The sequence below is a fragment of the Nocardia sp. NPDC059228 genome (assembly GCF_042754245.1).
In the GTDB taxonomy this organism is placed as follows: Bacteria; Actinomycetota; Actinomycetes; order Mycobacteriales; family Mycobacteriaceae; genus Nocardia.
Genome location: NZ_JBHZAL010000199.1, coordinates 1 through 1,008, shown reverse-complemented (window position 1 = coordinate 1,008; position 1,008 = coordinate 1). Strand labels below are relative to the sequence as shown.

Below are 1,008 nucleotides of genomic sequence, written 5' to 3'. Positions count from 1 at the left end.
CAGTCCCAGTACGGCGGTATGAAATCCGACGACGCCAAACGACTCAAAGAGCTCGAACGCGAGAACGCGCGGTTGAAGAAGATGGTCGCCGAGCAGGCCCTCGACATCGACATGCTCAAGGAACTGAACCGGGGAAACTACTGAACCCGGACCGGCGCCGCAGAGCCGTCGTGGTTCTGCAGCAACGATTCCGGGTATCGCAACGGCGGGCCTGCGCGGTGGCCGGGCAGTCTCGGTCGGTGCAGCGGCGACCGCCGGCGGTCGCCGAGATCGAACAGGCACTGCGGGCACGGTTGCGCGCGATCTCGCGTCAGCATCCGCGGTGGGGCTGGCGCAAGGCCCATGCGCTGTGCCGCGGCGAGGGACTGGTGACCAACCATAAACGGACGCAACGCCTCTGGCGGGAGGAGGGATTGAAAAGACCCAGCCGGGCGCGCAAGAAACGCCGCGTCGGGCCGGGCCGGAATCAACGCTTGAAGGCGTCGTTCCCGGATCAGATGTGGGCGTTGGACTTCCAGGTCGACGTCACCGTCGACGGCCGCCAGGTGCGGTTCCTCAACATCATCGACGAGTTCACGCGAGAAGCCCTGGCCACCAGAGCATTCCGATCGTGCACCGCCGACCGGCTCGTCGCTGTCCTCGACGAGATCATCGCGGCCACCGGTCGAAGACCCAGGCATATCCGCATGGACAACGGCACCGAGATGACCGCGCACGCGATGACCGACTGGTGCCGGTTCACCGGTGTCGACGCCTCGTTCATCGACCCGGGATCGCCCTGGCAGAACGGGGTCTGCGAGTCGTTCAACGGCCGCTTCCGCGACGAATTCCTGTCCTGCGAGGTGTTTCATTCCCTGACCGAGGTGCAGGTCCTTGCCGAGGACTGGCGCATCGAGTACAACGATTACCGGCCACACGGATCGCTCGGTTTCCTCAGCCCCAACGCATTCCGTCAGCAATGGTCACCGACCGAGTTCGAGCAACAAATCCAACTCGCATAACCGGTGG

At 64.5% G+C, this 1,008-nt stretch carries 2 protein-coding genes; both read left to right on the top strand.

What is annotated here, in order from left to right; genetic code table 11:
• On the top strand, positions 1–144 hold a 144-nt coding region (locus tag ACFXKA_RS43485; RefSeq protein ID WP_379431983.1), incomplete at its 5' end, for a transposase.
• A complete protein-coding gene (locus tag ACFXKA_RS43480; RefSeq protein WP_379431982.1) occupies positions 141–1,001 on the top strand; it encodes an IS3 family transposase in 861 nt (286 codons plus the stop codon). The genes ACFXKA_RS43485 and ACFXKA_RS43480, both read left to right, overlap by 4 nt.
• Positions 1,002–1,008 lie beyond the last annotated feature (7 nt).